18 protein-coding genes and 1 other RNA gene are annotated in these 25,702 nt (G+C 62.0%); 7 read left to right on the plus strand and 12 right to left on the minus strand.

Translation table 11 applies throughout. The features are described from left to right. Window positions 1-58: 58 nt before the first annotated feature. Entirely contained in the window at window positions 59-397 is a 339-nt protein-coding gene (locus FGE05_RS24005) for a YbaB/EbfC family nucleoid-associated protein (protein WP_003183512.1), read from the minus strand. 64 nt (window positions 398-461) lie between these two features. Beyond that, window positions 462-2,510, minus strand: a complete 2,049-nt coding sequence (gene dnaX / locus FGE05_RS24010) for a DNA polymerase III subunit gamma/tau (protein ID WP_139648870.1) — start codon at window positions 2,508-2,510, stop codon at window positions 462-464. Between the two features lie 143 nt (window positions 2,511-2,653). On the opposite strand from dnaX, the gene FGE05_RS24015 reads away from it, so the two are divergent. Continuing rightward, complete coding sequence (locus FGE05_RS24015) at window positions 2,654-3,421, plus strand: ABC transporter substrate-binding protein (RefSeq protein WP_139648871.1); 768 nt, start codon at window positions 2,654-2,656, stop codon at window positions 3,419-3,421. Here FGE05_RS24015 and FGE05_RS24020 read toward each other — a convergent pair. Then, window positions 3,373-5,115, minus strand: a complete 1,743-nt coding sequence (locus tag FGE05_RS24020) for a bifunctional diguanylate cyclase/phosphodiesterase (protein ID WP_139648873.1) — start codon at window positions 5,113-5,115, stop codon at window positions 3,373-3,375. The genes FGE05_RS24015 and FGE05_RS24020 overlap by 49 nt on opposite strands. A 338-nt stretch (window positions 5,116-5,453) precedes the next feature. On the opposite strand from FGE05_RS24020, the gene FGE05_RS24025 reads away from it, so the two are divergent. Beyond that, window positions 5,454-5,768, plus strand: coding sequence for a helix-turn-helix domain-containing protein (locus FGE05_RS24025; RefSeq protein ID WP_139648875.1), 315 nt, complete (start codon window positions 5,454-5,456; stop codon window positions 5,766-5,768). Window positions 5,769-5,961: 193 nt separating this feature from the next. On the opposite strand, the gene FGE05_RS24030 is transcribed toward FGE05_RS24025, so the two are convergent. The 7 genes from FGE05_RS24030 to FGE05_RS24060 form a co-directional block, all read right to left on the minus strand. Beyond that, window positions 5,962-6,615 (minus strand): Pr6Pr family membrane protein, encoded by a 654-nt coding sequence (locus tag FGE05_RS24030; RefSeq protein ID WP_139648878.1) that lies wholly within the window; start codon window positions 6,613-6,615, stop codon window positions 5,962-5,964. A gap of 193 nt (window positions 6,616-6,808) precedes the next feature. Then, window positions 6,809-6,905, minus strand: an RNA gene (ffs, locus tag FGE05_RS24035) — signal recognition particle sRNA small type. Window positions 6,906-7,179: 274 nt separating this feature from the next. Next, window positions 7,180-8,340: a putative zinc-binding metallopeptidase gene (locus tag FGE05_RS24040; protein WP_139648881.1), complete on the minus strand. Its 1,161-nt coding sequence runs from the start codon at window positions 8,338-8,340 to the stop codon at window positions 7,180-7,182. 106 nt (window positions 8,341-8,446) lie between these two features. Beyond that, the gene (gene ligA / locus FGE05_RS24045; protein ID WP_139648883.1) at window positions 8,447-10,804 is read right to left on the minus strand and encodes an NAD-dependent DNA ligase LigA; all 2,358 of its coding nucleotides are present in this window, start codon (window positions 10,802-10,804) and stop codon (window positions 8,447-8,449) included. 227 nt (window positions 10,805-11,031) lie between these two features. Beyond that, on the minus strand, window positions 11,032-11,874 hold the full coding sequence (zipA, locus tag FGE05_RS24050; RefSeq protein WP_139648885.1) for a cell division protein ZipA: 843 nt from the start codon (window positions 11,872-11,874) through the stop codon (window positions 11,032-11,034). Window positions 11,875-12,102: 228 nt separating this feature from the next. Next, on the minus strand, window positions 12,103-15,591 hold the full coding sequence (gene smc / locus FGE05_RS24055; RefSeq protein ID WP_139648887.1) for a chromosome segregation protein SMC: 3,489 nt from the start codon (window positions 15,589-15,591) through the stop codon (window positions 12,103-12,105). 2 nt (window positions 15,592-15,593) lie between these two features. Further along, the gene (locus FGE05_RS24060) at window positions 15,594-16,253 is read right to left on the minus strand and encodes a GntR family transcriptional regulator (RefSeq protein ID WP_024776771.1); all 660 of its coding nucleotides are present in this window, start codon (window positions 16,251-16,253) and stop codon (window positions 15,594-15,596) included. Window positions 16,254-16,599: 346 nt separating this feature from the next. Between FGE05_RS24060 and xdhA the strand changes: the two genes are divergently transcribed. The 4 genes from xdhA to guaD all read left to right on the plus strand — a co-directional run bounded on the left by xdhA (window position 16,600) and on the right by guaD (window position 22,781). Then, complete coding sequence (gene xdhA / locus FGE05_RS24065) at window positions 16,600-18,054, plus strand: xanthine dehydrogenase small subunit (protein WP_139648889.1); 1,455 nt, start codon at window positions 16,600-16,602, stop codon at window positions 18,052-18,054. Then, window positions 18,047-20,443 carry a xanthine dehydrogenase molybdopterin binding subunit gene (gene xdhB, locus FGE05_RS24070; RefSeq protein WP_139648891.1) on the plus strand — a complete coding sequence of 799 codons (2,397 nt, stop codon included), beginning with the start codon at window positions 18,047-18,049 and terminating at the stop codon, window positions 20,441-20,443. The genes xdhA and xdhB overlap by 8 nt, the downstream gene beginning before the upstream one ends. A gap of 182 nt (window positions 20,444-20,625) precedes the next feature. Next, window positions 20,626-21,468, plus strand: a complete 843-nt coding sequence (gene xdhC, locus FGE05_RS24075; RefSeq protein WP_139648893.1) for a xanthine dehydrogenase accessory protein XdhC — start codon at window positions 20,626-20,628, stop codon at window positions 21,466-21,468. Window positions 21,469-21,476: 8 nt separating this feature from the next. Further along, window positions 21,477-22,781: a guanine deaminase gene (gene guaD / locus FGE05_RS24080; RefSeq protein ID WP_139648895.1), complete on the plus strand. Its 1,305-nt coding sequence runs from the start codon at window positions 21,477-21,479 to the stop codon at window positions 22,779-22,781. 114 nt (window positions 22,782-22,895) lie between these two features. Here guaD and FGE05_RS24085 read toward each other — a convergent pair whose 3' ends face one another. Next, window positions 22,896-23,660: a GntR family transcriptional regulator gene (locus tag FGE05_RS24085; protein WP_041021647.1), complete on the minus strand. Its 765-nt coding sequence runs from the start codon at window positions 23,658-23,660 to the stop codon at window positions 22,896-22,898. A gap of 333 nt (window positions 23,661-23,993) precedes the next feature. On the opposite strand from FGE05_RS24085, the gene FGE05_RS24090 reads away from it, so the two are divergent. Beyond that, window positions 23,994-25,184 (plus strand): benzoate/H(+) symporter BenE family transporter, encoded by a 1,191-nt coding sequence (locus FGE05_RS24090; RefSeq protein ID WP_139648897.1) that lies wholly within the window; start codon window positions 23,994-23,996, stop codon window positions 25,182-25,184. Between the two features lie 147 nt (window positions 25,185-25,331). Here the strand turns inward: FGE05_RS24090 and FGE05_RS24095 are convergent, their stop codons facing one another. After that, entirely contained in the window at window positions 25,332-25,676 is a 345-nt protein-coding gene (locus FGE05_RS24095; protein WP_024776763.1) for a YggL family protein, read from the minus strand. Window positions 25,677-25,702: the final 26 nt, after the last annotated feature.

A 25,702-nucleotide genomic window follows, 5' to 3' on the forward strand; every position in this document is an offset into this window, starting at 1 on the left:
AAAATGCCAGGCGCGATGCCTGGCATTGGGTGTAGCCCATCCCGAACGGGATGGCGAATCAGAACGGCAGTTTCATGCCCGGCGGCAGTTGCATGCCGGCGGTCATGCCAGACATCTTGTCCTGGCTGTTGGCTTCGATCTTGCGCACGGCGTCGTTGACGGCGGCGGCGAACAGGGCTTCGAGCATTTCCTTGTCATCTTCGCTCAGGCCTTCGACCACGCTCGGGTCAATGCTGACGCGCTTGATGTCGTGGCGACCGGTCATGACCACGGTCACCATGTCGCCGCCGGACTTGCCGGTGACTTCGGCGTTGGCCAGCTCTTCCTGCATCTTGGCCATTTTTTCCTGCATCTGCTGCGCCTGCTTCATCAGGCCGGCCATGCCACCTTTCATCATGGGAATCACCTCGAAAGTACTTGGATAAACACCGCGCCCGGCCCTTTCGGCCCGGCGCCTTCAATTATGAGCCCTGGGTGACCGGGGCCTCGACAGGTTCGATAGTATCGTGACGGACCACCGCGCCGAACTGTTGCATCATCTGCTGGATGAACGGATCGCTGTGGATCGACTCCTCGGCCTCGCGCTGGCGGTCGGCACGGCGCCGGGACGCGGCCTGGGCCGGGGTTTCCTGCTCCGGCTTGATCAGTTCGATGCTCAGCGTCAGCGTGCGCTGATGGTACTGGTTCAGTGCATCGTTGAGACGCCGCTGCTGGGTCGCGTTGAACAGGGCGCTGTGGGCCGGGTCCAGGTGCAGCAGCCAGTGATCGCCCTCTACCGCGATCAGCGTGCAGTTGGCGGCGATGCTACCGGTCATGCCGGTGATCGGCAATTTCGGGAACAGCTCCAGCCATTGCAGGGCCAGCCCGGTGGCCGGCATCGCTGCGGGTTCCGGCTCAGGCTCGGGTGCCGGCTCGGCGGCGTGCTCGCTGGCCAGGTCATCCAGGTAGCTGTAGGCCGAGTCCATGTCCGGCTCGATGTAATCCTCATCCAACGGAGGCTCGTCGTCCAGGTCCATGCCCGGCGTGGCCATATCGACATCGGCGGCGGTCGGCTCGGGCATCGGAGCGGCGACCCACTCAGGCGCTTCAGGCACCACGCTGTCGGGCGTCGGCAGGGGCATCGGCGGCAGCTCGGGCTGCTCGGCGACGGTTTCCAGTACAGGCTCCACCACAGGCTGCTGGACGATCTCGGGTTCGACCGGATCATTCCAGGGCAGATTGATGACGGTTTCGGCGACAGGCTCGGGAATCGGCTCAGGCTCGATGACAGGCGCCGGAGCCGGTTCCACGACGGGCGCTACCGCCGCCGGGGCAGAAACCGCTGCCGGCGCAACAACGGGCGCGGCAGCCACTGGCTTGGCGGAATCAGCTGTGGCCTGGCTGATCCCCACTGGCTTTAGCGCCTGCCTCGGCGCATCCGCCGTGTCCGCAGGCCGGAACGCCAGCATTCGCAGCAGCACCATTTCGAAGCCACCGCGCGGATCCGGCGCCAGGGGCAGGTCGCGACGACCGATCAGGCCCATCTGGTAATAGAACTGCACGTCTTCGGCGGGCAACGCCTGGGCCAGGGCCAGCACGCGATCACGGTCGCCATGGCCGTTGTCGACGCCGTCAGGCAAGGCCTGGGCGATGGCGACACGGTGCAATACATTGAGGATTTCCGACAGCACGCCATTCCAGTCCGGCCCCTGTTCGGCCAGGTGGCGCACCGCTTCGAGCAACGCCTTCGCGTCGCCGTCGATCAGGGCATGCAACACGTCATAGACCTGGCCGTGATCGAGCGTACCGAGCATGGCCCGCACATCGGCAGCCATGACCTTGCCTTCCCCGAAGGCGATGGCCTGGTCGGTCAGGCTCATGGCGTCACGCATCGAACCGTCGGCGGCGCGACCCAGCAGCCACAGCGCATCGTCTTCGAACGGCACATTCTCGACACCCAGCACGTGGGTCAGGTGCTCGACGACCCGCTCCGGTGTCATGTTCTTCAGGGAGAACTGCAGGCAGCGGGACAAAATCGTGGCCGGCAGCTTCTGCGGATCGGTGGTTGCCAGGATGAACTTGACGTAGGGCGGCGGCTCTTCAAGCGTTTTGAGCAGCGCATTGAAGGAATGGCTGGAGAGCATGTGCACTTCGTCGATCAGGTAGACCTTGAAGCGCCCACGGCTGGGGGCGTACTGCACATTGTCGAGCAGCTCGCGGGTATCTTCGACCTTGGTGCGGCTGGCGGCGTCGATCTCGATCAGGTCGACGAAACGGCCTTCATCGATTTCCCGGCAGACCGAACACTCACCGCAGGGTGTCGAAGTGATACCGGTTTCACAATTCAAGCACTTGGCGATGATTCGCGCGATCGTCGTCTTGCCCACGCCGCGGGTCCCGGTGAACAGGTAGGCATGGTGCAGCCGCTGGCTGTCCAAGGCGTTGATCAGAGCCTTGAGCACATGGGTCTGGCCGACCATTTCGCGGAACGAGCGCGGACGCCATTTACGTGCAAGAACCTGATAACTCATCGAAAACCATCGCAACGAAGGAACATAAGCGGCTAATGCTAGCGGAGCAGGGGCGAAATTGCATCCGGTGCACCGTTCTAATCTGACTAAGCTTGGATCAAGGACTCGGTTGTCGACACGTTTTCATACCGTCAGGAGAGCTTATGCGCTTGGCCATGGGGGCTTTGCTGTTATTAGGGACAGAATGTTCCGCCGCCGAATTACCCTTGCGCTTTGCCGTGACTGACGGCTGGGCCATGCCCATGGTGCAGATCGAACAGGGTCGCCCGACCCAGGGAATACTCCCAGACGTCATGACCAGCCTGGCGACCCAGGTGGGCATGCCGGCCGAGTTCCATGTCCTGTCCCGGGCCCGGCTCGACGGGGCCATGCGACACGACGAAGTCGACATGCGCTGCTACGTCAGCCCCAACTGGGTAAAGGACGAAGGAGCAGGTTTCCTCTGGAGTGTCCCGCTGTTCTTCCAGCGTGACCTGCTCGTCGGCACAGCCAGTGCCCCCAGACAAGTGGTGCCGGCGACGCTGGGGCAGCAGCCGATCGGTACCGTGCTCGGCTATACCTATCCGACCTTGCAGCCGCTGTTCGACAGCGGTCATCTAAGGCGCGATGACGCACGGAGCCAGGAACAAGTGCTGACAAAATTGCTTGCCGGGCGCTATCGCTACGGCGTGAGCAACCAATGGGCGCTGGACTGGTTCAACCAACGGCACACCGCTGACTACCAACTGCATGAGGTGGCCGTTTTGCAGAAACAGCAGTTGGGCTGCTACCTGCGCAATGATCCGAAAATCCCGGCACAACGCATCCTGCGCACCTTGCAGAACATGAAATCCTCCGGAGAGATCGACGCGATCATCCAGCTTTACACCGGCCGCAATGCGCAATCCGAGCCTGAAGCCGGCTCTCCCTGAATGCCCGGACGCTGCTGCCATTGCGACGGCGGAACAAACCTCGCCACCCAGCCCGGTATCTGCTCGGCTGGCATGGGTCGGGCGATGAAGTAGCCCTGGGCGACTTCACACCCCAGGCGCAGCAGCAATTGCCCATGCTCGAGACTGTCCAGCCCTTCGGCGACGACCTGGCGATCGAACGCCTGGGCCAGACCGATCACGGCCTTGGTCAAGGCCAGGTCATCCCGATTCACAAGAATGTCGCGGATAAAGGTCTTGTCGATCTTGATGGTCTGGATGCGCAAATGCTTGAGGTCATTGAGGGAGCAGTAGCCCGTCCCGAACCCGCCCAGGGAGAAACCCACCCCCAGGGCCTGGCAAGCCTGGAGGCAGGCGCTGACATGTTGGAGATTTTCCACCGCGACGGATTCGACGATTTGCAGGTCGAGCATGCGCGGCGCCACGTCCGGGTGTCGCTCCAGCATCTGCCGCAGCCGCTCGACAAAGTCTTCGCGCTGGAAATGCCGTGCCGAGACATTGATGCTGACCGGCCACCCCTGCCCCGCTTGCTGCCACAGCTGCAACTGAATCATGACCTGTTCCATGACCCACTCGCCGATCTCGACAATCAGATCGGTCTCCTCCGCCAGCGGCAGGAACTCACGAGGCGGCACCAGGCCACGTTGCGGGTGCTTCCAACGCAATAACGCCTCAAGGCCGACCACGGTGCCGCTGCGCATATTGACCTTGGGCTGGAAATGCAGCCGCAGCTCACGGGCGGCCAATGCCTGCCGAACCCGCTCGACGGTCTGGTAGGTGGCCCGCACCTCCTTGTCCCGGGATACATCGAACAGATGGAAGCGATTGCGGCCGCTCTGCTTGGCCATGTACATCGCCTGGTCGGCATGGCGCAGCAACGTCTCGGCGTTTTCGTTGTCCCAGGGGAACAGCGTGACGCCGATACTTGCGAAGACCTTGATGCTTTTACCGTCAATGGCATAGGGCGTGGAAACAGCAACCAGCACCCGGTTCAAAGCCCCATGCAACTCATCCATCCCAGGCACATGACGCAACACCAGCACGAACTCGTCCCCCGCCAGCCGCGCAACCACATCTTCGCCTCGAACGATGCTGCGCAGCCGCCTTGCGACCTCGACCAGCAGCTGGTCGCCACTGGCATGGCCGTGACCGTCATTGACCGCCTTGAAGCCATCGAGATCAAGCATACAGACCGCGAGGGGGAAGCTTTCCGCCTGGGAAAACGCCAGGGCCTGGTCCAGCAGGTCAGACAAATAGGTGCGATTGGGCAGCCCGGTCAGCACATCGTGCCCGACTCGCCATTGCAGGGAGTGCAGTTGCCGGCGCTTGTCGCTGACGTCGAAACGAATCGCCAGGTAGCGCTCGACCTGTCCTGTCGCGTCATCTGTCAACGGTACCAGGGTGGTATCGACCCAATGCAAGGTACCGTCCTTCGCGCGATTACAGATATCCCCCTTCCAGACCTGCCCCAACGAGATGGTGTGCCACATGGCACTGAAGAATTCCCCGGGGTGGTGACCGGAATTGAGCAGGCGATGGTTCACCCCCAGCAGTTCATCGCGCCGGTAGCCAAAGAGGTTACAGAACTGGTCGTTGACGTAGGTGATACGCCCGCTCGCATCGGTCTCGGAAAAAATCGCGGCGGCGTCAACGGCTCTGCGGTACTTCTTATCCATCGAAGCAGTCATCCATGAGTCAGGCTCATTTGGCGCGCGCGGTTGCACCGCCTTCGGACAGGCGAAAATCAACTAGGCTCAAATACCGTGAGAGAAGTGGGAGCACGGCTTTGTCGGTGCCGCTCGAAAGCCCAGAACGCCTGCCCTGTGCCACGACCATGAACCCGCGACCCATTTCTTTTTGCATCTTTTGGTATCTGAAGCAGGTCACCAAATGCCCGTCCCAAACGCTGATTCTACGAAACACATCACATTTTGCAAAGCAAGGTGATGGATCACGCGGTTGCCTAATGCGAAAATCTATCGTTAAGTTCTTGATTCTAAATGGGAATTGAGCGATGCAAATTTCAAGTTTGGGTGCAGCCATCAGACGCTACCGCAAAGTAGCGGGGCTGACTCAGGCTGAACTGGGCGAAAGAACCGGTTTTGACCCCAAAACCATCAGCCGTTTCGAAACCGGCACCTACATGCCCAGCATCGAAGCCCTGTTCCTGCTCGCCAACGTGTTGGACGTGCAACTGAAAGCCTTTTTCGCCGACATGAACGATGAAGACGAACAGCGCGCCTATCTGTTCGGTGTCATACACAAGGCCACTCCGAAGGACCTGGGCAAGCTGATCGCGGCGGTGGATCAAGCGCTGTCCAAGCCTTGAGTCGGGTGTGATGGCTCCCCGGCTCCCCGGACCTGATGCACACAACCTGTGGGAGCAAAGCTTGCTCGCGATAGCGGAATCTCAGGCAACATCAATGCAAGCTGACCCACCGCCATCGCGAGCAAGCTCAGCTCCCACAGGGGATCGGTGACGAACACTGGGTTTATGGGCATCCAGAAAAATGACCTGCCAATCAGCGCCCACCCTTCGCCCGATCCACCGCGACCAGCACCAGTGAAATCACCACGAACCCCACCAACACCAACATCGCATTAACCAGCACCTGTGAATAACCCAAGTTGTTCACCTCGATGAACGGATAGGGGTAGGAGCCGATCATCTCGCCACGTATCAGGGCGTAAATGAAATAGACCAGTGGATAGATCAGCCACGCCCATACATCGCTCCAGTGCAGGGTTCCCTTTGGCACACAGAACCACCAATAGATCATGAACAGCACAGGCATCACGTCGTGCAGCAGCTCATCAGCCACCCACTGCCAGCCTTGAGGGTTCCATGTCTGGCGTAACAACAGGTTGTACGCCAGCCCGACCAGCACGATGGCAGCCGCCACCCCCGTTTGGGTCGAAGGCCGGAGAAAGAAACGTCGCAGCGCCGAGTCACCTGTCGTCGCCGCGCAGGTCAGCACGATCGCCACCAGGATATTGGTCAGCACCGTGAAGTAGCTGAAAAAGATCTCCACGCCACCCAACAGGCTCTTCTCGGCCTGCCAGCGTGAGGTCAGGATCAGGTAAAGCTGGAGAAGCAATGCAAACCATCCCAACGCCGCCGCGACCTTCACGGCGATTGCCCCCCTGCTTTGCGTCAACACCATGTCGTTGTTCATCACGTTGCCCTCTGGCCGTCTACACGAACCCTAGAAAGGCACAACGTGAAATTCTACTGTCAGAAATGACAGTGCCGATCAACGGTAATAGAGCAGACAGCAGAAGGCATCAACCGAATTCGATCAGAACAAGAAAGGCGGGGGGAAATCTGACAAACCTTGCGAATGAAGGCCTGGGGCGTTATGGAGGCAACCCCACCAGCCACACCCCGGCACACAATGTTCCCGCTGTGGCTGCTTCCTTCCGGATCTGACCAGGTTCACGGGTAATCGTTGCGGGGGGACCGATGGGGTCACCATAACGACGCCCGCCTGACGGCGAGCCGCGCCATTGTACCTATCTGACGGGAAGTTACAACCGTTCGCGCCGGATTAAAAAAGCGAAGATGTTCAAGCACTTGCCATGGGGGTGGATATGCGTTTTACAGCCATCCCGAGGAACCCTGTGGGAGCGAGCCTGCTCGCGAAAGCGGTGGGTCGGCTTGCAATGAGCTGCCGCCATCGCGAGCAGGCTCGCTCCCACAGTAGATCGAGGGTGCGCAGCCATCCTGGCAAACCCCGTCGCTACAGCAGCACCTCATCCGCCCGGCCGCCCTCCTCCTGGATCACCAGATGGATGAAATGCAGTTTGGTGATGACGGCTGCCGGCACGACGAACGGGTAGAAATCCGGTTGGCCCATACTGCGGGACAGTTCGTTGAGCATGCCTGCCAGTTCGATCCAGGCGTTGACGAACGACAGGAACGCCGTGCCTCCGGCGTGCTCCGGATCGAACAGGGTGTCGGGTGGGAACGGTTGGTAGTCGAAGTCCATGTCCTGGGCGCTCATGCCAAAGCCCAGCGCCGTGTCCACGGCGTCCATCATGTGCAGGTAGTGAGCCCAGGTTTCGGCCCAGTCCTCCCAGGGGTGCATGGTGGCGTAGGCACTGACGTAACGGGTTTGCCAGTCCAACGGTGCTCCTTGCTGGTAATGCCGCTCCAGCGCGTCGGCATAACTGGCCCGCTCATCGCCGAACAATCCGCGGAATGCTTCGAGCCAGTGGCTGTTGGCAATCAGAAGATCCCAGTAGTAATGCCCCACTTCGTGACGAAAGTGCCCGAGCAAGGTGCGATACGGTTCGCACATCTGCTGGCGCACGGCCTCACGGTGGGCGTCGTCCGCTTCCTTGATGTCGAGCGTGATCAAGCCGCTGGCATGGCCGGTGGTCGGTGGCGTGCCGTCAGGGTCGACGCCGATGAAGTCGAAGGCCAGGCCCGTGGATTCGTCGACGCTTTTCGGCGCGACCGGCAGACCGAGGGTGATCAGTTGCGCCACCAGCCTGCGCTTGGCCGTCTCGACCTTGCGCCAGCGTTCAGGGTTCTCCGGGATCGACAGGTCGGGGATGGTGCGGTTCAGCCGGCAGGCGATGCACAAGGTGTCGCGCCCCCCGGCCGGCAGCAGCCAGTTGCACGCTGCCGCGGTATCGAGGTTGGCACAGCGACGGAACAGACCGGCCTGTGGGTCGGCATCCAGGGTCCAGGTGTCGGGCAGATCACCGGGTTGCAGTGACGAAAGACGACTCTGCTCCGGCTGGTAGCCCAACGCCGCCAGGCAGGCCAGGCACTGGCTGTTGCGGAAAAACAGCGACTGGCCGCAGCGACACGGCCAGACCTTGCTGTTGCGCGAACGGTCGCCCAGGAACGGCGCGGCGATGCGTGAGCTCAGTTGTTCGAAGAAGCGGTACATGGCGATCTCTCCCTGGGGCCTGCAACACTAGATCGTCTTCTGGCACAGACGTTCAGCCTGGTGTCACACCCTTGTGGCGAGGGGATTTATCCCCTCGCCACAAGGGCTAGACCGTGATGCCGTGCTTGCCAAGGAACGCTACGAACGCCTCTTCATCCAGCACCTTGAGCCCGAGTTCATTGGCCTTGGTCAGTTTCGAGCCCGCGCCCGGGCCGGCCACGACGCAATGGGTTTTCGCCGACACGGAACCGGCGACCTTGGCCCCAAGGCTCTCCAGCTTGTCCTTGGCGACGTCTCGGCTCATCAATTCCAGCGAACCGGTCAGTACCCAGGTGTGACCCGCCTCCGGCAAGCCTTCGACCACCTTCTTCTCGCTTTGCCAGTGCATGCCGAAGTCCCGCAACTGCTGTTCCGCGGCCTCGGCCTGCTGGCGGTTTTCGGTGATGGCAAAGAATTCGCGCACGGCGTTGGCCTGCTTTTCCGGCAGGGCCTGGCGCATGTCCAGCCAATCTGCGTTCATCACTGCCTCGAGGGAGCCGAACTTGTCTGCCAGTTTCTGCGCACCACCCGGTCCGACCGACGGGATATAAAGCTTGTCGAGGAAGCCACCCAGGGTGGTGCTGGCGGAGAATTCGGCGCCCAGCTCGCCCTGGTCCTGGATATCGAGACCATGACGCAGCAGGTCCGCGATCACCTGACGGTTGTGCGGGTCCTCGAAGAAGCTGTGGATCTCATGCGCCACTTCCAGGCCCACGTCCGGCAGGTACGTGAGCACCTGGGGCAACGCTGCTTGCACGCGTTCCAGCGAGCCCAGGGAGCGCGCCAGGACCTTGGCGGTTTCCTCGCCGACGTCCGGGATGCCGAGGGCGTAAATGAAGCGCGCCAGACTGGGCTTCTTACTGTCGACGATGGCCGCCAACAACTTCCGGCTCGACAATTCGGCAAAGCCTTCCAGGTCGACCACTTGTTCGAAGGTCAGGGCATACAGATCGGCCGGCGATCCCACCAGGCCCTCGTCCACCAGTTGTTCGATGCTCTTTTCCCCCAGCCCTTCGATGTCCATGGCCCGGCGCGAGACGAAGTGAATGATCGCCTGCTTGAGCTGCGCTCCGCAGGCCAGGCGCCCGACGCAGCGATACACCGCGCCTTCGCTGATGGTTTCGCGACCCTTGCTGCGCTTGATCAGTTGCGTGCGCTCCACGTGGGAGCCGCACACCGGACACTGCTGGGGCACTTCCACCGGGCGGGCATTTTCCGGGCGACGCTCGGTGACGACTTGCACCACCTGTGGAATCACGTCCCCGGCGCGGCGGATGATCACCGTGTCGCCGATCATCAACCCCAGGCGCGCCACTTCGTCCATGTTGTGCAGCGTGGCGTTGGCCACGGTCACGCCTGCCACCTTGACCGGCTTGAGCCGCGCAACAGGCGTCACCGCCCCGGTGCGGCCCACCTGGAACTCGACGTCGAGCAACTCAGTGAGTTCTTCGCTGGCCGGGAATTTATGGGCGATGGCCCAGCGCGGCTCGCGAGCGCGGAAGCCGAGCTCACGTTGGGAAGCAATGCTGTTGACCTTGAACACCACGCCATCGATCTCATAGGGCAACGCGCTACGCCGCTCGCCGATGTCACGGTAGTAATCCAGGCATTCGTCGATGCCATGGGCCAGTTTCAGCTCGCGGCTGACAGGCATGCCCCAGGCTTTGAGCTGCTTGAGATTGCCGATGTGAGTATCGGCGATATCCGCCGTCACCTGGCCGATGCCGTAGCAGCAGAACTCCAGCGGACGGTTGGCGGTGATCTTCGAGTCCAGTTGCCGCAGGCTGCCGGCCGCCGCGTTGCGCGGGTTGGCGAAGGTCTTGCCACCCGTTTCCAACTGCGTGGCGTTGAGACGCTCGAAGCCGGCCTTGGACATGTACACCTCGCCGCGCACTTCCAGCACGGGAGGCCAGCCGCTGCCCTGCAGCTTGAGGGGGATGTTGCGCACGGTGCGCACGTTGACGCTGATGTCTTCGCCTGTGGTGCCGTCGCCGCGAGTGGCACCGCGTACCAACAGGCCGTCCTGGTACAACAGACTGACCGCCAGGCCATCGAGTTTCGGCTCGCAGCTGTATTCCACCGCCGCACCGCCGCCCAGCAGATCACCCATCGGCAGATCGAGGCCTTCAGTCACCCGGCGGTCGAACTCACGCATGGTGGCTTCATCGAAGGCGTTGCCCAGGCTGAGCATCGGGATTTCGTGACGGACCTGGCTGAACGCCGACAACGCCACGCTGCCGACCCGTTGGGTCGGTGAGTCGCTGGTCACCAGCTCCGGGTGCTGCGCCTCCAGGGCCTTGAGCTCGTGGAACAGGCGGTCGTACTCAGCGTCCGGGATGGTCGGTTCATCGAGGACGTGATAGCGATAGTTGTGCTGATCCAGTTCGGTTCGCAGCTCTAGGATGCGGGTTTCGACGGCATTCATGGGTGTTCTCTCATAAAGCAAAAGAGCAGCCGAGGCTGCTCATTTCAATCAGTCAAGTAACGCTCGGCAGAGAACCTGTGGCGAGGGGATTTATCCCCGCTCGAGCGCGCAGCACTCGCAAACTCTGTGGCAACACAACATTTTGAGGGCTGCTCGGCAGCCCAGCGGGGATAAATCCCCTCGCCACAAAAGCGGTTTGCCACAAGCGGCTACCAGAGGCGCTCTGATCAGCGCTTCTGGGTCAATGCCCGACGTTCAAACTCGACGATACGCTGGCGGTAGTGCTCGATGGTCTGGGCAGTCAGCACGCTGCGCTGGTCATCCTTCAATTCGCCATTGAGTTCCTGGGACAACTTGCGAGCCGCCGCCACCATCACGTCAAAGGCCTGTTTGGGATGACGCGGGCCCGGCAGACCGAGGAAGAAACTCACCGCCGGCGTGCTGAAATGATCGATGTCGTCCAGATCGAACACCCCTGGCTTGACGGCGTTGGCCATGGAGAACAGCACCTCACCGTTGCCTGCCATGCTTTCGTGACGATGGAAAATGTCCATCTCGCCGAAACGCAGGCCGCTTTCCAGGATGTTCTGCAACAACGCCGGGCCCTTGAAGCCGGCCGGATCGCGGCAGATCACGCTGATCACCAGGACTTCTTCAGCCTGGGCCTGATCCTTGTCGCTGCTCGACGCCTTGCTCTCTTCCGGGAAGTCGTCGCGACTGCTGAAGCTCGGGCCGCCATCCAGGTCCAGGTTGAGGTTCAGGTCACCCTGGGACGGTTCGTTGTTGCGCTTGCCACGCTTGGAACCCGATTCACGGGGCTCGCGCACCGGCGCGCTCATCGACGGCAGGTCATGCTCGTCCAGTTGCGGCTCCTTGTGGGTGTCCAGCACCCGGGGCGGGCCCAGCAGCTCGGCATTGTCATCCTCGTCCGGCAGGTTCGACAGGCTGCGATCAAGGCGGAACTTGAGTTTCCCCTTGCCACCGCGCATGCGGCGCCAGCCGTCGAAAAGAATACCGGCAATGACAATGATGCCGATGACGATCAGCCACTCGCGCAGACCGATTTCCATGTAATCCCGTGCCTCTATAAAAATGCTGAAAAATAAGGGGCTTAGCTATTTGCAAACCGCTTTAAAACGTGGCGCCAACTCTATGTTCTGAATGGCGTTTTGCCCACGCACACGAAAAATTGACATTAAACTAGCATGACCAACAGCTTGAAGCTACATAACAGCAGCTACAAGCTACAGCTGAGCTGCATCGCTTGCAGCTCGCCACTTTAAGCTCGCCGCTCGCCGCTAGGCATCCACCATCGCCATGGCCTCCTCGACATCCACCGCCACCAGCCGCGAACAGCCCGGTTCGTGCATCGTCACGCCCATCAGTTGATCGGCCATTTCCATGGCGATCTTGTTGTGGGTGATGTAGATGAACTGCACCGTTTCAGACATTTCCTTTACCAGGCGCGCATAACGGCCCACGTTAGCGTCGTCCAGCGGTGCATCGACTTCGTCGAGCATGCAGAACGGCGCCGGATTCAACTTGAAGATGGCAAATACCAGGGCCAACGCGGTCAGCGCCTTTTCACCACCGGAGAGCAAATGAATGGTGCTGTTCTTCTTCCCGGGAGGACGCGCCATGATCGTCACCCCTGTATCGAGTAGATCTTCGCCCGTCAGTTCCAAGTAAGCGCTGCCACCACCGAAAACTTTTGGGAAAAGCGCCTGCAAACCGCCATTGATCTGATCAAAGGTATCCTTGAAACGGTTGCGGGTTTCCTTGTCGATCTTGCGAATGACGTTTTCCAGGGTTTCCAGCGCTTCCACCAAGTCAGCATCCTGGGCATCCAGGTAGCGCTTGCGCTCGGACTGCTGTTCGTATTCGTCGATGGCCGCCAGATTGATCGCGCCCAGGCGCTGGATCCGCGCAGCAATGCGCTCCAGCTCCTCCTCGGCGTCTTTCTCGTTAGCCCCGGCCACCAGGGTGGCGAGCACGCCGTTGAGGTCGTAGCCGTCCTCCAGCAGTTGATCCTGCAAGGCCTTGCGGCGTACGGTCAGGGCCTGCCATTCCAGGCGTTGCTGTTCCATCTGGCCGCGAATCAGCTGGGATTGCTGCTCGGCCTGGCTACGGCGCTTCTCGGCATCGCGCAGCTCACGGTCGGCGTCCTCCAGGGCGATCTGAGCGGTCTTGAGCTCTTCATCGACACTCATCCGCTTGTCGAGCAGTTCCTCGAGTTTGAGGCGCAACTCTTCCAGCGGCGCCTCGCCCTCTTCCAGGTTCAGGCTCAACTGTTCGCGTTTTTCGGTCAGGCGTTCGGACTGCATTTCCAAACGCTCGAGAGCCTGGCGCGTGGAATCGTACTGCGCCTTGAGCGAGCCCAGGCGCACCGCCAACTGATGGGCATGATCCTTGTGCTGACGCGCTTCCTGGCGCACCCGGTCGAGGCGTTCGCGCAAGCTGTCGCGCTGGGCCAGCAACAGCTCACGCTGCTCGGTGTCCAGCGCCATGGCATCAAGGGCCTCCTGCAGTTGCAGACGCGCCTCGCCGACCTGCTCGTGCTCCAGCGCCCGTTGCTCGCCCAGCTCGGCAATTTCTTCTTCCAGACGAGTACGACGCAAGGCCAACTGCTCGGCCTTGGCCTTGCCGGCCGACAGCTGTGCCTTGAGTTCGCCCTGCTGGCGCGCCTCATCCTGAAGCAGCCGGCGCAGGTGTTCGCGGCCGTTTTCCTGTTGACGCTGCTGCGCCCGCAGATTCTGCAATTCGGTTTCCAGGGCTTCGACACTGGCTTCGCGCTCATCGCGCTCGGCGCCCAGACGCTGGATCTCCTGGCCCCGGGCGAGCATGCCGCTCTCGGCTTCGCTGGCCCGGCGCACCCGCAGGAAATGCCGGCCGACCCAATAGCCGTCGCGACTGATCAGGCTCTCGCCCGCCGCCAGTTGCCCGCGCAGCGCCAGGGCCTGTTCGAGGTTTTCCACCGGCCTGACCTGCCCGAGCCAGGGCGACAGATCGACCTTGGCCTCGACTTTGTCCAGCAGGCTGCCCGGCATCCGCACGCCGTCACCGGCCGGGCTGAGCAGGCGCAGGTCGCCCTGGGTGAAACCCGAGAGGTCGAAGCCCGCGAAATCGTCCACCAGCACCGCTTGCAGATCGGCGCCCAGCACGGTTTCCACCGCCAGTTCCCAACCGGCGTCGACCTTCAGTCCTTCGGCCAGTCGCGGGCGCTCGGCCAGATGCTGGTCGCGCAGCCATTCGGCGGTGCCGGTGCCCGGGTCCAGCGCCGCTTGCTGCAAGGCTTCCAGCGACGCCAGACGACCGTTGAGTCGTTGCAGCTCGCCCTGGGCCTGCTGCTGATTCTGAAGGGCCAGTTGCAAGGCCTGGCGCAGTTGTTCGAGCCGTTCGACCTGGGCGTCTTCGCTGGCCTGCAAATCTTCCAGGGTGGCTTCGCTGGCAGCCAGTTGCTCGCTCAGGTCGAGGATCGCCGCGTCTTCCGGGTCCGCCGCGAGCAAGGCGCGCTCCTCGGCCAGGCGGCGCTGGCGCTCGGCCAGGCGTTCCATGCTGGTTTCCAACTGCTGGATGCGCGACTGCTGGACCTCGGCCTGACGCCGCGGTTCGGCAGAAGTCAGGTTGAATCGGTCCCACTGCTCTTGCCAGCCATGCATGGTCAACTCGGCTTCTTCCAGAGCCGCGGCGGCTTCTTCGGCAGCGGCGCTAGTGATCTCCTGCTCTGGCGTGAGCCGGTCCAGTTCTTCACCGAGGGTCAGCAGCAAGGTACGGTCGTGCCCCAGGTGAGACTCGGTCTCCAGGCGCGCGCGCTCGGCCTCTTTCAAGTCGTCCTGTAACTGGCGCAACCGTTGCTGGCCATGCTGGATGCTCTGCTCGACCCTGGCGATGTCGCCACCGACCGAATAGAAGCGCCCTTGCACCAGGTTGAAGCGCTCGGACAGTTCGTGGTGCCCATCACGCAGGCGCTCGATGGCCGCATCGGCATTGCGCTGTTCGGCCACCAGCGCTTCGAAACTGACCTCCTGGTTGCCAATGATCGCTTCGCGCTGGCCGACCTGTTCATTCAACGCCTGCCAGCGCAGGGCCGAGAGCTGGGCCTTGAGCTGGCGCTCCTCGCCCTTGTATTCCTGGTATTTGCGCGCGGCCTCGGACTGGCGGTGCAGGCGTTCGAGCTGACGATCGAGTTCTTCGCGCAGGTCGGTCAGGCGAGCCAGGTTTTCGTGGGTGCGACGGATTCGGTTCTCCGTCTCGCGCCGGCGCTCCTTGTACTTGGAGATACCGGCAGCCTCTTCGATGAAGTTGCGCAGATCTTCGGGCTTGGCCTCGATCAGCTTGGAGATCATGCCCTGCTCGATGATCGAGTAGCTGCGCGGCCCCAGGCCGGTGCCGAGAAAGATGTCGGTGATGTCGCGACGCCGGCACTTGGCACCGTTGAGGAAGTAGCTGTTCTGGCTGTCGCGGGTCACTTTGCGGCGGATGGAGATTTCCGCATAGGCCGCGTATTCGCCGATCAAGGTGCCGTCGGAGTTATCGAACACCAGCTCGATGCTCGCCTGGCTGACCGGCTTGCGGCTGGTGGAGCCGTTGAAGATGACGTCGGTCATCGACTCGCCGCGCAGGTTCTTGGCCGAACTCTCGCCCATCACCCAGCGCACGGCGTCGATGATGTTCGACTTGCCGCAACCGTTGGGTCCCACCACCGCCGCCATGTTGCTGGGGAAGTTCACCGTGGTCGGGTCGACGAAGGACTTGAACCCCGCCAGCTTGATGCACTTGAGGCGCACGTTCAGGCCTTCGTCAGGGCGGCAACCACCAGATCGCAACTACGCTGACAGTAAGCCATCAGCACAATGCGAATCTGCGGCAGATCACGGGCCAGCACCGCGACGAGCAGGCGCTGGAACAGATCGAGGAATTCGCTCATTTCGGCCTTGCGCTGTTCCAGGGCCAGGAAATAGGCGCGGCTCATGGCCGGTTGCAGGTTCTCGACGGTTTCCTGCAAGTACGGGTTATTGGCAAATGGATAGGCCGCGCGCATCACGCTGAAGCTCTCGTCGACGAACATGCGGATGTCCTGGCGCTCGAAGGCCTCCTTGAGGCGCTGCTGGATCTGCAGGAACGGCGCCATGTCGGCCGAATCCCGCCAACCATGGGCAACGGCGTTGCCCAGCAGGATGTACAGCTCGCTCATCAGCGTACAGAGGCTACGCACATTATGTTCGGTAAGTTCGGTAACGTGAGCACCACGGCGCGGCAGGATCGCAATCAGATGGCGTCGCTCCAGGATCAGCAGGGCCTCGCGGACCGAGCCGCGACTGACGTTGAGCGCCAGTGTGACCTTTTGCTCCTGGATGCGCTCTCCTGGCTTCATTTCACCGCGGATGATGCGTTCGGCGAGATGATGGGCGATTTGCTCGGCGAGGCTGTCCGGGGCCTTGAACGTCATGGTTGTCCTTCAAACTCTTCGATCTGCACAAGCGGCGCAGTGTAGCGCACTCGATACGTCATGGCGCAGGGCCTGTACCGGGTTTTTGGCACGATTCAAGCAAAAAGGTTCTGTGGGAGCCGAGCTTGCTCGCGATGGCGGCATGCCAGCCTCCATCCCTGTTGAATGTGCCACCGCCATCGCGAGCAAGCTCGGCTCCCACAAGGTTCTACAGTGTCTATAGAACGTTGCTCATCGACAAACCGGATTTTCCTGACCTTTAAGTCAGAAAAACGTTGACCGAAAAGTCAGACCTGCTAAATTCGGCCTACGTCGATACAACAATAATGAATCTGCGAGGCCTTCCGTGATCCAGTTTTTACTCAACCAGGAACTCCGTAGCGAGCACACCCTGGACCCGAACCTGACCGTGCTCAACTATCTGCGCGAGCATGTCGGTAAATCCGGCACCAAAGAAGGTTGTGCCAGCGGCGACTGCGGTGCCTGCACCGTCGTGGTGGGCGAATTGGACACAGACGAAAGCGGCCGCTCGCGCATTCGTTATCGCAGCCTGAACGCATGCCTGACCTTCGTCTCGTCCCTGCACGGCAAGCAACTGATCAGCGTCGAAGACCTCAAGCACCAGGGCCAGTTGCACAGCGTCCAACAGGCGATGGTCGATTGCCACGGCTCGCAATGCGGCTTCTGCACACCGGGCTTCGTCATGTCGCTGTTCGCCCTGCAAAAAAACAGCGATCAACCTGATCCCCATAAGGCCCATGAAGCGCTGGCCGGCAATCTGTGTCGCTGCACCGGCTACCGGCCGATCCTGGCTGCCGCCGACCAGGCCTGCTGCGGCAAGCAACCCGATCAGTTCGACGCCCGCGAGGCCGAGACCATTGCCCGTCTCGAAGCGATCGCGCCCAAGGAAACCGGCGAGCTCAACTGTGGCGACAAACGCTGCCTGGTGCCGTTGACGGTGGCCGACCTGGCCGATCTCTACGACGCCTATCCCCAGGCGCGCCTGCTGGCCGGCGGCACCGACCTGGCCCTGGAAGTCACCCAGTTCCACCGCACCCTGCCGGTAATGATCTACGTGGGTAACGTCGCAGAGCTCAAACGCATCGAGCGTTTCGACGACCGCCTGGAAATCGGCGCCGCTGCCGCGCTGTCCGATTGCTACGAAGCCCTGAAAGCCGAATACCCGGACTTCGGTGAGCTGCTGCAACGCTTCGCCTCGCTGCAGATCCGCAACCAGGGCACCTTGGGCGGCAACATCGGCAACGCCTCGCCCATCGGTGATTCGCCGCCGTTGCTGATCGCCCTTGGCGCGCAGATTGTGTTGTGCAAGGGTCAGGTTCGTCGCACCCTGGCGTTGGAGGATTACTTCATCGAATACCGGGTCACCGCCCGCCAGGAAAGCGAATTCATCGAGAAGATCATCGTGCCCCGGGCCAGCGCCGAGCAGGCGTTCCGCGCCTACAAGGTGTCCAAGCGCCTGGACGATGACATCTCCGCGGTCTGCGCGGCGTTCAATCTGCGCATCGACAACGGCGTGGTCCGCGATGCCCGCGTGGCCTTCGGTGGCATGGCCGCCATCCCCAAGCGTGCCAAGCATTGTGAAGCCGCGCTGATCGATGCGCCGTGGAACGACAGTACCCTCGAACGCGCCTGCGCCGCCCTGGCCGAAGACTTCACGCCTTTGTCGGACTTTCGCGCCAGCAAGGAATACCGCCTGCTCAGCGCTCGCAACCTGCTGCGCAAATACTTCATCGAACTGCAAACGCCGCACATCGAGACTCGGGTGACCGCTTATGTCTAACCATCACGCCGTAGAGAAGACCCAAGCCGAACTGGCCGAGCTGTTTGCCCACGACCTGAGTACCGGCGTCGGTCGCAGCGTCAAGCACGACAGCGCCGCCAAGCATGTGACCGGTGACGCGCAGTACATCGATGACCGTCTCGAATTCCCGAACCAACTGCACGTTTACGCGCGCCTGTCGGACCGCGCCCACGCCCGGATCCTGCGCGTCGACACCACGCCGTGCTACGCCTTTGAAGGTGTGCGCATCGCCATTACCCACGCCGACATCCCCGGCCTCAAGGACATCGGCCCGTTGCTGCCCGGCGACCCGCTGCTGGCGATTGACGATGTGCAGTTCGTTGGCCAACCGGTGCTGGCCGTCGCCGCCAAGGACCTGGAAACCGCGCGCAAGGCGGCGATGGCCGCGATCATCGAATATGAAGACCTGGAACCGGTGCTCGACGTGGTCGAAGCCCTGCGCAAACGGCATTTCGTGCTCGACAGCCACACCCACCAACGCGGCGATTCAGCCACCGCACTGGCGAGTGCCGAACATCGCATACAGGGCTCGCTGCACATCGGCGGCCAGGAGCACTTTTACCTGGAGACCCAGATTTCATCGGTGATGCCCACCGAAGACGGCGGCATGCTCGTTTACTGCTCCACCCAGAACCCCACCGAAGTGCAGAAACTGGTGGCCGAAGTGCTGGGCGTGTCGATGAACAAGGTCGTGGTGGACATGCGCCGCATGGGCGGTGGCTTTGGCGGCAAGGAAACCCAGGCCGCCAGTCCGGCCTGCCTGTGCGCGGTGATCGCGCACCTCACGGGCCAGCCGACCAAGATGCGCCTGCCCCGGGTCGAAGACATGCTGATGACCGGCAAGCGTCACCCTTTCTACATCGAATACGACGTGGGCTTCGACAGCCGCGGGCGCCTGCACGGGATCGCCCTGGAACTGGCCGGCAACTGCGGCTGCTCACCGGACCTGTCGGCGTCGATTGTCGACCGGGCGATGTTCCATGCCGACAACGCCTACTACCTGGGCGATGCGACCATCAACGGCCACCGCTGCAAGACCAATACCGCATCGAACACCGCTTACCGTGGCTTCGGCGGCCCGCAAGGGATGGTGGCCATCGAAGAAGTCATGGACGCCATCGCCCGGCACCTGGGGCTCGATCCGCTGGCGGTGCGCAAGGCCAACTATTACGGCAAGACCGAGCGCAACGTCACTCACTACTACCAGACCGTCGAGCACAACATGCTCGAGGAGATGACCGCCGAGCTGGAAGAAAGCAGCCAGTACGCCGAGCGGCGCGAAGCGATCCGTCGCTACAACGCAGGCAGCCCGATCCTGAAAAAGGGCCTGGCACTGACGCCGGTCAAGTTCGGCATCTCGTTCACCGCCAGTTTCCTCAACCAGGCGGGTGCCTTGATCCACATCTACACCGACGGCAGCATCCACCTGAACCATGGCGGCACCGAAATGGGCCAAGGCCTGAACACCAAGGTCGCGCAGGTCGTGGCCGAAGTTTTCCAGGTGGAAATGGACCGGGTGCAGATCACCGCGACCAACACCGACAAAGTACCGAACACCTCCCCCACCGCGGCTTCCAGCGGCGCCGACCTGAACGGAAAAGCCGCGCAGAATGCCGCCGAAATCATCAAGCGGCGCCTGGTGGAGTTTGCCGCGCGACAGTACAAGGTCAGTGAAGAAGACGTGGAATTCCACAACGGCCATGTGCGGGTCCGCGATCACATCCTGACCTTCGAGGCACTGGTGCAACAGGCGTATTTCGCCCAGGTCTCGCTGTCGAGCACCGGGTTCTACAAGACCCCGAAAATCTACTACGACCGCAGCCAGGCCCGTGGCCGGCCGTTCTACTACTACGCCTATGGTGCAGCGTGCGCCGAGGTGATCGTCGATACCCTCACCGGTGAATACAAGATGCTGCGCACCGACATCCTCCACGACGTCGGCGCCTCGTTGAACCCGGCCATCGACACCGGCCAGGTCGAGGGCGGCTTCATCCAGGGCATGGGCTGGCTGACCATGGAAGAACTGGTGTGGAACGACAAGGGCAAGCTGATGACCAACGGCCCGGCCAGCTACAAGATCCCGGCCGTAGCCGATATGCCGCTGGACCTGCGGGTCAGGCTGGTGGAGAACCGCAAGAACCCCGAAGACACGGTGTTCCACTCCAAGGCCGTGGGCGAGCCGCCGTTCATGCTCGGCATCGCCGCGTGGTGTGCGATCAAGGACGCCGTGGCGAGCCTGGGAGATTACCGGCACCAGCCGAAAATCGACGCGCCGGCGACACCGGAGCGGGTGCTGTGGGGCTGTGAGCAGATGCGCGGGTTGAAGGTGAAGGCGGTAGAGCCTGAAACCGAGATGGCTTCGCTCTAGACCGCAGCGCGGCTATCGCGAGCAGGCTCGCTCCCACAGTGGGTCAGTGTTCACAAATCCCTGTGGGAGCGAGCCTGCTCGCGATGAGGCCGCAACAGACAACAAAGAACTTTGAAAGCGGACGCGGAGCGTCCAGAGATGCTTTCCCACGCAGAGCGTGGGAACGATCAATCGAGGTGAACATGTACAACTGGATCAGCGCCCTCGCCGACCTGCAAACCCGCGGTGAACCCTGCGTGCTGGTGACGATCATCGAGGAACTCGGCTCGACCCCGCGCAACGCCGGTTCGAAGATGGTCATCAGCGCCAGCCAGACGTTCGACACCATTGGTGGCGGGCACCTGGAATACAAGGCCATGGAGATCGCCCGGCAAATGCTCGCCAACGGCCAGCAGGGCACGCATCTGGAGCGTTTCAGCCTTGGCGCCAGCCTGGGCCAGTGCTGCGGCGGCGTCACCGTGCTGCTGTTCGAACCCATGGGTCAGGTGCAGGCGCAGATCGCCGTGTTCGGCGCCGGACATGTCGGCCGGGCCCTGGTGCCGCTGTTGGCGAGCCTGCCTTGTCGGGTGCGCTGGATCGACTCGCGGGAAGCCGAGTTCCCTGAACAATTGCCCCATGGCGTACAGAAAATCGTCAGCGAAGAGCCGCTGGACGAGGTCGATGAATTGCCCGTCGGCAGCTACTGCATCGTCATGACCCACAACCATCAGCTCGATCTGGAGCTGAGCGCGGCGATCCTCAAGCGCAACGACTTCGCCTACTTCGGCCTGATCGGCTCGAAGACCAAGCGGGTCAAGTTCGAACACCGCCTGCGCGATCGCGGTTTCGACAGCGGCACCTTGCAACGCATGCGTTGCCCGATGGGCATTGGCGAAGTCAAAGGCAAGCTGCCTGTGGAAATCGCCATCTCCATCGCCGGTGAAATCATCGCCACCTATAACGCGAATTTCGGCCAGCACACTGCCCGCGCCGAACCCATTGCCAAGCTGCTGCCGGCCTCGCGTCGCAGCCAAGCCAAATCCTGAGATTCCCCATGCCTACAACACGCAAAGCCTACCGCGCCGCCCTGCTCCACAGCCTTGCCGACCCGGCCGAAGTCGGCATCGAAGCCTCTTATGAATATTTCGAGGACGGCCTGCTGGTGGTGGAAAACGGCCAGATCAGCGCCCTTGGCCACGCCCATGACCTGCTGCCGAGCCTGGCGGCGGACATCGAAATCGCCCATTACCCGGACGCGTTGATCACCCCCGGCTTCATCGACACCCACATCCATCTGCCGCAGACCGGCATGGTGGGCGCCTATGGCGAACAACTGCTGGACTGGCTCAACACCTACACCTTCCCCTGTGAACGCCAGTTCGCCGACCCGGCCCACGCCGAAGCCGTGGCCGACATCTTCATCAAGGAGCTGCTGCGCAACGGCACCACCACAGCCCTGGTGTTCGGCAGTGTGCACCCACAATCGGTGAATGCCTTTTTTGAAGCGGCCGAGAAGCTCGACCTGCGGATGATTGCCGGTAAAGTGATGATGGACCGCAACGCCCCGGACTACCTGACCGACACCGCCGAATCCAGCTACACCGAGAGCAAGGCGCTGATCGAGCGCTGGCACGGCAAGGGCCGCCTGCACTACGCCGTGACCCCGCGCTTCGCCCCCACCAGCACGCCAGAGCAGTTGGCGCTGGCCGGTCAGTTGCTGGAGGAATACCCGGACCTGTACATGCAGACCCACATCAGTGAAAACCTGCAGGAAGTGCAATGGGTCAAGGCGCTGTTTCCCGAGCGCAAGGGCTATCTGGATGTCTACGATCACTACCGGTTGCTCGGCGAGCGTTCGGTGTTCGCCCACGGCGTGCATCTGTGCGACGACGAATGTGCGCGCCTGGCCGAAACCGGCTCGGCCATCGCATTCTGTCCGACCTCCAACCTGTTCCTGGGCAGCGGCCTGTTCAACCTGCCAATGGCCGAGAAGCACAAGGTCAACGTGGGGTTGGGCACGGATGTCGGCGGCGGCACCAGTTTCTCGCTGCTGCAGACCCTGAACGAAGCCTACAAGGTGATGCAATTGCAGGGCGCGCGGCTGAGCCCGTTCAAATCGCTGTACCTGGCCACCCTCGGCGGCGCCCGGGCCTTGCGCCTGGAAGACCGCATCGGCACCTTGCAGCCGGGCAGCGATGCGGACTTCCTGGTGCTGGACTACAACGCTACGCCGCTGTTGAGCTATCGCCTGAAGCAGGCCCGCGACATTGCCGAGACATTGTTCGTGTTGATGACGCTGGGGGATGACCGAACGGTGGCGCAGACCTATGCAGCGGGGCGGTTGGTGCATCAACGGTAGGGATCGTTCCCACGCTCTGCGTGGGAATGCCTCAACGGACGCTCCGCGTTCGGCTTTTGGGACGCAGAGCGTCCCAGGCTGCGTTCCCACGCAGAGCGTGGGAACGAGATGAGGTCAGAGCTTGGCCGTCGACCGTCCAGGCTTCTTGCTCTGCAACAGGTGCGAAAACACCGCGTGCAGATCGTCCGAAGCCCCCTCTTCGTCGAGGTTGAGCTTGCTGTCGATGTGATCCATGTGATGCATCATCAGGTCCACCGCCAGGGTGGCATCGCGGGCTTCGATGGCATCGATCAGTTGGGTGTGTTCATCGTAGGAACAGTGGGACCGGTTGCCACTTTCGTACTGGGCGATGATCAATGAAGTCTGGGACACCAGGCTGCGCTGGAAGCTGATCAGCGGGGCATTTTTCGCCGCTTCGGCCAGTTTGAGATGGAACTCACCTGACAAGCGGATGCCGGCACCACGGTCGCCACGGGAAAAACTGTCCCGTTCGTCGCTGACCATCTGCCGCAATTCGGCAAGTTGCTCGGCGGTAGCGTGCTGCACCGCCAGCTCGGTGATCGCCCGTTCCACCAGGCGCCGGGCCATGAACACCTGGCGAGCCTCTTCGACACTCGGGCTGGCAACGACCGCGCCGCGGTTAGGCCGCAGCAACACCACGCCTTCATGGGCCAGGCGCGACAGCGCACGACGGATGATGGTGCGGCTGACCCCGAAAATCTCCCCCAGTGCCTCTTCACTCAGCTTTGTGCCGGGCGCCAGGCGTTGTTCGAGGATGGCCTCGAAGATATGCGCATAGACGATATCGTCCTGGGTTCCGCTGCGGCCGGCTTTACCTGCTCGCGGTTGTTTCTTGAGGGGCTGCAACTGTTCGTTCATGGGCACTCGGGTCGGAAAAACTGCGGCGAATTGACCGTGACTGTAATACGGCGCAGCGGGTCGCTGGCAAGTATCGCGTAAAAAACACGGCGATTGTACACAACCTCTGATGGCAACACGACTGTATGGCTGTTTGTGGGCTTGGCTGTATTGCAATTGACCACTGGGTTGAGTTTAGGCTTAAACCCTCAATCTGTGACACCTATGACAACTGTGGGAGCATGGCTTGCCCGCGATGAAGCTGACGCGCCGAGCCTTGAAACCCAGGCACCGTCATCGCGGGCAAGCCTTGCTCCCACAGGTACATAATCTATCCAAGGACCCCCGCCCACCATGACCGAAGTCACGACTGCGCCACTTCGCCCAATCGCCGACACCTCGCCCTCAGCCATCGTCGCCGGGTTCATCGCCATGATGACCGGCTACACCAGCTCCCTGGTACTGATGTTCCAGGCCGGCCAGGCGGCGGGGCTGACCAGCGGGCAGATTTCGTCGTGGATCTGGGCGATCTCCATTGGCATGGCGGTATGTTCCATCGGCCTGTCGTTGCGTTACCGAACACCGGTCACCATCGCCTGGTCGACGCCCGGCGCGGCGTTGCTGATTACCAGCCTGGGTGGCGTGAGCTATGGCGAAGCCATAGGTGCCTACATCACCTGCGCGGTACTGGTGACGATCTGCGGCCTGACCGGCAGCTTCGAACGCCTGGTCAAGCGTATTCCGGCGTCGCTGGCGGCAGCGTTGCTGGCGGGCATCCTGTTCAAAATCGGCAGCGAGATTTTCGTCGCCGCCCAGCATCGCACCGGCCTGGTGCTGGGCATGTTCTTCACCTACCTGATCGTCAAGCGCCTGTCGCCTCGCTACGCGGTGCTGGCGGCGCTGTTGATCGGCACCACGCTGTCAGGCCTGATGGGTCTGCTGGACTTCAGCGGTTTTGCCCTTGAGGTCGCGACACCGGTCTGGACCACGCCGCACTTTTCCCTGGCGGCCACCATCAGCATCGGCATTCCGCTGTTCGTGGTGGCGATGACCTCCCAGAATATGCCCGGCATCGCCGTGCTCCGGGCCGACGGCTATCACGTACCGGCCTCCCCCCTGATCACCAGCACCGGCATCGCCTCGCTGCTACTGGCGCCGTTCGGCTCCCATGGCATCAACCTGGCGGCCATCAGCGCCGCCATCTGCACCGGGCCCCATGCCCACGAAGACCATAACAAGCGCTACACCGCAGCGGTCTGGTGCGGGATCTTCTACGGGATCGCCGGGGTGTTCGGCGCCACACTGGCGGCGTTGTTCGCGGCGCTGCCCAAGGAACTTGTGCTGTCCATCGCGGCACTGGCGCTGTTCGGATCGATCATCAATGGCTTGAGCATCGCCATGAGCGAAGCCAGGGAACGGGAAGCGGCGCTGATCACCTTCATGGTCACGGCGTCGGGGTTGACACTGTTTTCCGTCGGTTCGGCGTTCTGGGGGATTGTGGCGGGGGTGCTGACCTTGCTGATTCTTAATTGGCGTAAAGCCTAAGGCTTCGCGAGCAGGCTCGCTCCCACAGGGAAACGCGATCCAATTGTGGGAGCGAGCCTGCTCGCGATAGCGGCCTGAAGATCAACCAAAAACCCAATCGCCAGGCACAAAAAAACCGGCGCCCTATCGGGCCGCCGGTTCAGGACATCACGCCTTGGCGTTGATCGGCATGTCCGGGTGCCACACGTCGATCAGCGGGCTGACCGTCATGTTGGTCAGTTCGCTGCGGCCCTTGAGCCAGGCTTCAACGGCAGCACGTTGTTCTTCGGAAACCGAGCCGCGTTTCTGCAGGCAAACCAGACCGTAGTCGTCGCCGCCGACATAGCCCAGGCCATTGGCTTCCATGGCTTCTTTCAGGAAAGCGTCGAGGAAAGCGTCAATCGCCTCATCGTCCAGATCTTCTTTGAGATCCAGGTTCAGTTCGAAACCCAGCTCCTGAAATTCATCCACACACAGCTTTTTGCGCAGACGCCGGGAACGGTTAGTCGCCATTGGAACAATCCTCATAAGTAATAACG

The organism is Pseudomonas sp. ICMP22404, from assembly GCF_006227205.1.
GTDB lineage: Bacteria > Pseudomonadota > Gammaproteobacteria > Pseudomonadales > Pseudomonadaceae > Aquipseudomonas.

What these genes read in the sequence shown, in the direction of transcription:
- FGE05_RS24005 (WP_003183512.1), bottom strand. Translation starts at nt 397, where the DNA reads ATGATGAAAGGTGGCATGGCCGGCCTGATGAAGCAGGCGCAGCAGATG.
- dnaX (WP_139648870.1), bottom strand. Translation starts at nt 2,510, where the DNA reads ATGAGTTATCAGGTTCTTGCACGTAAATGGCGTCCGCGCTCGTTCCGC.
- FGE05_RS24015 (WP_139648871.1), top strand. Translation starts at nt 2,654, where the DNA reads ATGCGCTTGGCCATGGGGGCTTTGCTGTTATTAGGGACAGAATGTTCC.
- FGE05_RS24020 (WP_139648873.1), bottom strand. Translation starts at nt 5,115, where the DNA reads ATGGATAAGAAGTACCGCAGAGCCGTTGACGCCGCCGCGATTTTTTCC.
- FGE05_RS24025 (WP_139648875.1), top strand. Translation starts at nt 5,454, where the DNA reads ATGCAAATTTCAAGTTTGGGTGCAGCCATCAGACGCTACCGCAAAGTA.
- FGE05_RS24030 (WP_139648878.1), bottom strand. Translation starts at nt 6,615, where the DNA reads ATGAACAACGACATGGTGTTGACGCAAAGCAGGGGGGCAATCGCCGTG.
- FGE05_RS24040 (WP_139648881.1), bottom strand. Translation starts at nt 8,340, where the DNA reads ATGTACCGCTTCTTCGAACAACTGAGCTCACGCATCGCCGCGCCGTTC.
- ligA (WP_139648883.1), bottom strand. Translation starts at nt 10,804, where the DNA reads ATGAATGCCGTCGAAACCCGCATCCTAGAGCTGCGAACCGAACTGGAT.
- zipA (WP_139648885.1), bottom strand. Translation starts at nt 11,874, where the DNA reads ATGGAAATCGGTCTGCGCGAGTGGCTGATCGTCATCGGCATCATTGTC.
- FGE05_RS24060 (WP_024776771.1), bottom strand. Translation starts at nt 16,253, where the DNA reads ATGACGTTCAAGGCCCCGGACAGCCTCGCCGAGCAAATCGCCCATCAT.
- xdhB (WP_139648891.1), top strand. Translation starts at nt 18,047, where the DNA reads ATGTCTAACCATCACGCCGTAGAGAAGACCCAAGCCGAACTGGCCGAG.
- xdhC (WP_139648893.1), top strand. Translation starts at nt 20,626, where the DNA reads ATGTACAACTGGATCAGCGCCCTCGCCGACCTGCAAACCCGCGGTGAA.
- guaD (WP_139648895.1), top strand. Translation starts at nt 21,477, where the DNA reads ATGCCTACAACACGCAAAGCCTACCGCGCCGCCCTGCTCCACAGCCTT.
- FGE05_RS24085 (WP_041021647.1), bottom strand. Translation starts at nt 23,660, where the DNA reads ATGAACGAACAGTTGCAGCCCCTCAAGAAACAACCGCGAGCAGGTAAA.
- FGE05_RS24090 (WP_139648897.1), top strand. Translation starts at nt 23,994, where the DNA reads ATGACCGAAGTCACGACTGCGCCACTTCGCCCAATCGCCGACACCTCG.
- FGE05_RS24095 (WP_024776763.1), bottom strand. Translation starts at nt 25,676, where the DNA reads ATGGCGACTAACCGTTCCCGGCGTCTGCGCAAAAAGCTGTGTGTGGAT.